This window comes from Candidatus Omnitrophota bacterium, assembly GCA_028717245.1.
Lineage (GTDB): Bacteria > Omnitrophota > Gorgyraeia > Gygaellales > Profunditerraquicolaceae > JAGUYA01.
The window spans coordinates 143,005-149,702 of sequence record JAQUOD010000003.1 but is presented as its reverse complement, the minus strand read 5'-3'; the positions used below and the strand labels follow the sequence as shown (position 1 = coordinate 149,702).

The following is a 6,698-nucleotide window of genomic DNA, read 5'->3' as shown; positions in this document are numbered from 1 at the left end:
CTTTGGTAAATTATTGGTAGAGAAATCCACTGACTTTGCCATAGGCGTATCCTCCTTTGCTGGGCTTAACAGCCCGGTTAGGTTAATAATTTGCGTTATCAACCTAAGAGGATATGCCTTTTTTATTCCTTAGACAATATCAAAAGTGCGAAATATATTTTACATTATGTCATAATAAAGTGTTATTTATTGTCTACCCTCGCAAGGTGGATACAATTATTAAAAGACCTTACTTCTAATAATCTTAAAAGCAAGGCCTTTTAAAAGTACTCTCTTAGCAGTTCTAGTGTAGTTTCTTATTACGCCTCCATATATGGTACTCTTTTACTCGCTCTCACAGCTACTGCTACCATCACCCCCCATATCAGAAAAATCGACAGGGTCATAGGGATACCTACCCTCATCATCTCTGGAAATACTTCAGGAAGGCCAGCGGTGAGAAAAGGCGGATAGGGAACGATTTCTCCGTGAGAGATATGTTCGACTGCCAACATTACCACCCCGCCCCATAACATTGAATTTAACCAATTCATATGGTATTTTTCGGGAACTTTCTTTCCGACAGCAGTTGTTACTATTGCCGCAGCCGTAGGAACCAAGAAACAAGCCATACTTCACCTCCTTTTTAAATTTGAGATTAAAAGTGAAACACCCCAAGTTATAAACACAGGCGCCAACATTACTATTCCTAATATAGCGCTATTTTTAACCATCCCGTCTGTTGTCTTTTCCAAAAACGCTCCGCCTTCATATCCCAATATATGGTCGATCAGAACCATTGCTGCCGCTCCCCAGAGCATTAAAGCCAGAAAACCTAACTTGTAATCCTTAGGTATAACAAACTTACCTAAAGTCGCACCCGCTGCCGCGATAGAAGTCGTTACTAACCACATACCTTTCCTCCTTTCTTTTTAAATTAAAAATCTACCTGCGCCCTCATGCCACCGACAAAGATATTATTTGGGTCATCACCGACATCCCCGCCAAATGGATTCCAGATGTATTGAAAATCAGGGCTTAAAGATAAATATTTATTAACGTGTATCCGGTAATATGTTTCCAGGTGCCCTTCTGGCTTAGCCGAATAGCTATAGTATTTCTTGTAATCACCCGAAGGAAATACCTGGCCGATCGCAAAAGCCAATACGTCATTTTCTCTACCCCAAGGTTTACCTTCTACCCGAAGACCCGTGCTCCAGGAATGTTCCAGTGAATAGTTAAGGTCACCCGTTGCCTTGATATCAGGATTGTAAACCTTAGGATCTTGCCAAGCATAGCGTAAAAATGCGGTCGTTATACCATTAACTTTTTGATCAAAGCTTAATCCAAAACCATAAGTACCCTCCTTTTGCTTGCTGTCATCAAGCCATTTTGTATGATAGGCATTGTTATACCATCCTAAAAAGCGATAGTTACCGGCAAGATCAAAGAAATTAGTCTTAAAGTGGGCTTGCCCGATATTAAAAAGGTTATCCCCTATCTTCTCCCAACTACTCTTTGCGTTCAATAAGCCATAACCTAATTCCAACCATTCCTTTGGCATATAGGCAGCGCGTACACCTAATCCGTTATCCGGAAATTCGATTGTCGGGCTATTACGGAATATCCTGCCCAAGAACTGGGTAGTCTCGTCATTAGCAACTTCGCTTTGATCGAAATAGGCAGTCGGGTCAAGCTTACCAAAGGTAATAACTGCCTTATCCTTAAACAGGCCCTGCTCATACCATAATTCGGTTACCCGGATGTCATCCTCATCATCGGCATCGCGGTTAACATTGCTGTAAAGCGTCAGGTTATCCTCAAGGCCAGCACCCTCTCCTGCCTCAAGGTGCAGAAATGCTTTTCCTCCGGCTTCTTTTAACTCTTTAGCTAAAGTTATATCCGCTGAATATGAGCCATCGGTGCGGTTTTTCTTTTTTGTCTCACCTTCAGGAGCATAGTTAACGTTATTAGTCCCCTGGACAATCACGGTCGCACCCACGCCAAGCTCAAGGCCTTCCATCAGTTTCATAGGTTCACCGGGCACACGCTTAAGCTTCTCCTCAAACTGCGATAGCTTTGTTTCGTATTCTGAAATCGTTTGTTGCTGTACCTTAACTGTTGAATTCTGTGTAGCGATATATTCGTCTTGATTCAAAACTTTCTTTTCTAAGGTAGCAATACGCTCTTTAAGCTGATTAATTTCATCTCTGATAGATAATTCTTCAGCAAAGGTTACCGTAGCGTAAAGAAAAGAAAAAGCTACCAAAAATAATGCTGCTTTCTTTAAAACCGCCATAATTATACCCCCATCCCATCTGTTGTTTGCACCAGCTTAAAGTTATGGTATACTTATGGCTGGGCTTGGTGTTTCGTTATGTTACGCCAGGTACCGCCCCGCCGGAATCTTTTGCGAGAAGAAGGCGGGGTTTATTTTATACTACGTTTTTTAATTTCGTGCTACGATTGGGCAAAAAAATAATAACGGTTAGTTCGCTAAATATCCTTCCCTGTAGTTGATAGGCTTAATGTCCCGTGCTTCACCCCCTTTACTGACTTCAGGCTATCGGATAATTTTTGGGCTTTCTCTGAATGGCCCTTAACCGCTATGATTTCTAAACAGTTATTGTGATCAAGATGAATGTGCTGAGAAGAAATTATTATGCCTCCGAAATCATGCTGGATATCCATAAGCTTATTTACAAGTTCTCTTTTGTGGTGGTCATAAATCAGGGTTATTGCGCCTACGATTTCCTTATTCTTCTTCCATTCAGCTTTTACTAAATTCTCGCGGATTAAATCTCGGAAGGCCTCGGAACGGTTAGTATAATTCTTCTCCCTGATGAGCCGGTCAAACTTATCTAGTAAATCCTTATCTAATGAAATACCGAATCTAAATAATTTATTCATAATTGGTTTTACTGGTATTACTTTTATAAAAATAATAGCACAAAATAAACCAGTGTCAAGTGTTTTGTGCTATAAACTGTTTTTAAACCTTGTCCAAGGGAAATTTTTGCCCGGGCATTCTGTTCTGGCGCCTAAAACCTGATTATGCCCTGTTATTCTTTTAACAGGAATTTTGTAATATTTTCTTAATACATTTACCAAATACACTAAGGCGTCTAATTGTTTTGAAGATACGTATTCTCTATTAAAATTTCCTACGAGGCAAATCCCGATTGCTTTTTCATTCATATTGCCTGCCCTACAATGAGAGCCGCCTTCTTGTTTTATCCAGCGGGGAGAAACCTCAATCTGGCCATCCTGTTTTCCTTTTGTGCCGTTATCAATCACGAAATGATACCCTATCCCTTCCCATCCTTTGCTTTGATGATACTTATCAAATTGCAGGGAATTACCTTCGTCAGTTGCGCTGTGATGAATAACGATATATTTCCATTTCTTGGAATGATATAAGGGTATAACAGGAACAATGGGCGCAGCATTAGGGATCAAAAGGCGTTGCCCCTTACCTAAGGTTTGCGTCTTTAAATTATTTGCGGATGATATGTCCTTTATAGGGACATTGTACATTTTACTAATTCGCCAGAGTGTCTCTCCGGGAGCAACTATATGAGAGGCATCCTGCCTTAAAACCGGCATAGCGGTGTGCGGATATACTTCTTTTGCAGGAGTTATGGGGGGTTTAATAGGCGCGGTAACGCAAGAATTTAAAATAAATACCAACCCTACAATTAGACAAAAAGAAATAACTTTATTCATATTTTAGCTGAAATATTTTCTGTTCCTTTTAGGCCTCTATTCCAAAAACATTTTTGATGATTAACCCAATAAAGAAATTGATTATAGCTATGCTTAAACTTAAACCCGCCATTTCGAAAAATCTTTTTCTAAAATTCAATCCTTTAGCAACCGATATATAAAAAGTAAAAATGAGGATTACCAAGAGGGAATTAGATAATACAAAACCTAAGCAGATAAATATATTCTTAAATATAAGATAGGGAAAAATTAAAAGTATAACCGTTCCTACGTAGGCAAAACCGGTATATATGCTTGCTTTTAAAGGGCTTTTTTCCGTTTCTTCCTGCTTGGTGGATAAATACTCTGAAGCTGCCATAGACATAGAGGCCGCAATCCCAGTAATCAACCCTACCATGCCGATAAGCCTTGTGTTTTGTATTGCCAGAGTAAACCCTGCCAAGGCGCCGGTTAATTCTACCAACGCGTCATTTAAACCCAACACCATAGAGCTTACGTATTTTAAACGCTCCTCATCGATTAAATCTAAGAGTTCGTTTTCATGTCTACTCTCATCCCGGATTATCTCTTCAATTTTAGGAGATAATTCTTTTATTGCTTCGTAAGTATCTTTAGCGAGGTCTTCCCCTTTTTCCATAAGCCTCAAGCCGAAGTTTAAACCAAAGACTTTAGAAATAAACACGTAAAAGAATATTTTCAAGCGGTCAGGAGCTGGCTCTTGATTAGTTATATCCTTAAAAATCCCGTAATGCTCAAGCTCCTCTTGGGATATCTTTCTCAAGATTTCCGAATGTTCTCTGATTTTTACAATAGAAGAAAGCCTTCTATACACAATATGATCGGTAATCTCGTTCCTCTGGGCTTTTAAGACTTTTTCTTTTAAATTCTGATTTAACATTTTGTCTGCTGGTATAATTAAAGAATCAAATTAAGTAATGTTCCGATTAGTAACGCAACCACAATCATAATAGATGTGCTTTTAAGCGTATCTTTTATCCCCAATTCCCCGATTAAAACTATATAAGTAGCAATGCAGGGAAAGTAAACCGCTAATATCGTAGAGCCAACTACTAATTGCTTAGTAGTCAGATTAAGCGGCCCAAGCATACCTACAGCAACATCTTTTCTTAAAAAACCAACTATTAAAGCAGAGGTAGCCTCTTTGGGAAGTCCCCATAAGCCGGTTAAAACCGGAGTAAAAATATAAGCAAAGAAATCTATAATCTTTAAGGTATAAAGTATATTCACAAAAAACACACCTAAAAGCACCAAAGGCAACGCTTCCTTTAAAAAACCGGATAAACGCATCCAAAGTTTCTTAATCACCGCTTGAATCTGAGGTGTTCGATAAGGAGGAATTTCAATTAATATCTCAGGGCTTACTCCTTTTAAAACTCTATTTAAAACCAGGCCCTTAATTATTAAGAGGAGAAAAAGAACAAAAAATATGATTGCTACATACTTTCCTCCTCTTTGCCCCACTAATCCCACAATCATGGCAATTTGCGCCATACAAGGGACGCCGATTGCCATTAAAGTAGCAGCGATAAATTTTTCGCGTCTTTCCTCTAAAAGCCGAGTGGCTAAGAGACCGGGAACTTTACAACCTAAACCTAGAATAAAAGGAATTATCGCATATCCATGCAGGCCCAAATGATGCATAAAATTATCTGCTAAAACCGCCAAGCGAGGAAGATATCCTAAATCCTCCAGTAACCCTAATATGAGATAAAAACTAAATATATAAGGTAGCACCATGGCAACAGGAACATAGAGGCCTGTGGTTAAAAGTCCGAAAGACTGGCCAAAATTTATTTTACCTTCTATAAGATTACCAATAAGAATATGGTGTAAAAAACTTCCCTCCAGCAAAAATGCGCTTAATTTCATCAACAAAGGCAACCATAACTTGGTAAACAAGGGTTCAAATATATGCCCAATTAGATTCTCCCCAACAAAACGAACTACCCAAAAGGCACAATATATGATACCTAAGGCAATCGGCAACCCTGTGAGTGGCTTAATACTTAAATCTTCCAGTCTTTCTAACAACGTGTGGTGACGGTGAGTTAATTTCTGAACCTCTTCTACAATTTTGCCTATTTTTTCCCATTTCTGGCTATCAGAAGAAGCAGATGAATCTCTCGCCTTTGTTTCTGGCAAGCGATCGATTAGTCCTTTGATGCCCTCTCCGGTTAAACCACAAGTAGGAATTACCGGTACTCCTAACTGTTCTTCTAATTTTTTAATATCAATATAAATTCCCCGGTGCTTGGTATCATCCCACATATTCAAAGCCACCATAAACGGCATACCTTTTTCTAAGAGTTGTAAGGTTAGATAAAGATTTCTCTCTAAATTTGTGGCATCAATAATATTAATCACCAAACCGCCTTCTTTTACCATTCGGCAAGCCACGTCTTCGGCTTTGCAAGTCGGCTCTAAAGTATATGTTCCCGGGACATCTATAATCATTACTGCTTCATCACCAAGCTTCATTTTACCCTGGGTAAACTCTACTGTTGTTCCGGGATAATTAGAAATTATTACCTTTGCTCCGGTAAGCCTGGAGAATATGGCGCTTTTGCCGACATTAGGATTCCCCACCAATAAGATCTTCTCTATTTTCATCTCTGTACTTCCACTAAAATTCTTCTGGCCATGCCAAAACCAACAGCAATCTGTATATTATCTACCTCTACTGTCTGGGGACCACGCCAAAAATGAGAGCTTACCTTAGTTATCTTCTTTTCCGGCCTTACTCCCATACTTTGTAATTTTCTTACGAAGCCTTGGCCTCCCTGAATTTCTTTTACTATACCAGTTTCTCCTGGCTGCATTTGGGTTAAATCTATTTTTATTTTATTCATCTTATAAGATCCCTTCTCTTAGCCAAAAAATAGATATTGCAACAGGGGCAAATCTCGCCCCAAAGAAAGACTATTTTTGCGAATTTCGATCTCGGGAATTTACGGGATATAACGCAAAGAGGA

At 39.2% G+C, this 6,698-nt stretch carries 8 protein-coding genes; all 8 read right to left on the bottom strand.

What is annotated here, in order from left to right; translation table 11 throughout:
* Positions 1-299: 299 nt before the first annotated feature.
* Positions 300-611, bottom strand: a complete 312-nt coding sequence (locus tag PHV44_03245; GenBank protein ID MDD5592300.1) for a hypothetical protein — start codon at positions 609-611, stop codon at positions 300-302.
* A gap of 3 nt (positions 612-614) precedes the next feature.
* Positions 615-893: a hypothetical protein gene (locus PHV44_03240; protein MDD5592299.1), complete on the bottom strand. Its 279-nt coding sequence runs from the start codon at positions 891-893 to the stop codon at positions 615-617.
* A gap of 23 nt (positions 894-916) precedes the next feature.
* Positions 917-2,278, bottom strand: coding sequence for a carbohydrate porin (locus PHV44_03235; protein ID MDD5592298.1), 1,362 nt, complete (start codon positions 2,276-2,278; stop codon positions 917-919).
* A gap of 197 nt (positions 2,279-2,475) precedes the next feature.
* Positions 2,476-2,889: a nickel-responsive transcriptional regulator NikR gene (nikR, locus tag PHV44_03230; GenBank protein MDD5592297.1), complete on the bottom strand. Its 414-nt coding sequence runs from the start codon at positions 2,887-2,889 to the stop codon at positions 2,476-2,478.
* A 69-nt stretch (positions 2,890-2,958) separates the two neighbouring features.
* Complete coding sequence (locus PHV44_03225) at positions 2,959-3,705, bottom strand: N-acetylmuramoyl-L-alanine amidase (GenBank protein ID MDD5592296.1); 747 nt, start codon at positions 3,703-3,705, stop codon at positions 2,959-2,961.
* 28 nt (positions 3,706-3,733) lie between these two features.
* Positions 3,734-4,603, bottom strand: coding sequence for a VIT1/CCC1 transporter family protein (locus PHV44_03220; GenBank protein ID MDD5592295.1), 870 nt, complete (start codon positions 4,601-4,603; stop codon positions 3,734-3,736).
* A 17-nt stretch (positions 4,604-4,620) separates the two neighbouring features.
* Positions 4,621-6,336: a ferrous iron transporter B gene (locus PHV44_03215; GenBank protein MDD5592294.1), complete on the bottom strand. Its 1,716-nt coding sequence runs from the start codon at positions 6,334-6,336 to the stop codon at positions 4,621-4,623.
* Positions 6,333-6,575: a FeoA family protein gene (locus PHV44_03210; GenBank protein ID MDD5592293.1), complete on the bottom strand. Its 243-nt coding sequence runs from the start codon at positions 6,573-6,575 to the stop codon at positions 6,333-6,335. The genes PHV44_03215 and PHV44_03210 overlap by 4 nt, the downstream gene beginning before the upstream one ends.
* Positions 6,576-6,698 lie beyond the last annotated feature (123 nt).

Excerpts from the sequence above, each read along its gene's own strand:
- PHV44_03240 (MDD5592299.1), bottom strand. The coding sequence starts at position 893 with ATGTGGTTAGTAACGACTTCTATCGCGGCAGCGGGTGCGACTTTAGGT.
- PHV44_03215 (MDD5592294.1), bottom strand. The coding sequence starts at position 6,336 with ATGAAAATAGAGAAGATCTTATTGGTGGGGAATCCTAATGTCGGCAAA.
- PHV44_03245 (MDD5592300.1), bottom strand. The coding sequence starts at position 611 with ATGGCTTGTTTCTTGGTTCCTACGGCTGCGGCAATAGTAACAACTGCT.
- PHV44_03210 (MDD5592293.1), bottom strand. The coding sequence starts at position 6,575 with ATGAATAAAATAAAAATAGATTTAACCCAAATGCAGCCAGGAGAAACT.
- PHV44_03220 (MDD5592295.1), bottom strand. The coding sequence starts at position 4,603 with ATGTTAAATCAGAATTTAAAAGAAAAAGTCTTAAAAGCCCAGAGGAAC.
- PHV44_03235 (MDD5592298.1), bottom strand. The coding sequence starts at position 2,278 with ATGGCGGTTTTAAAGAAAGCAGCATTATTTTTGGTAGCTTTTTCTTTT.
- nikR (MDD5592297.1), bottom strand. The coding sequence starts at position 2,889 with ATGAATAAATTATTTAGATTCGGTATTTCATTAGATAAGGATTTACTA.
- PHV44_03225 (MDD5592296.1), bottom strand. The coding sequence starts at position 3,705 with ATGAATAAAGTTATTTCTTTTTGTCTAATTGTAGGGTTGGTATTTATT.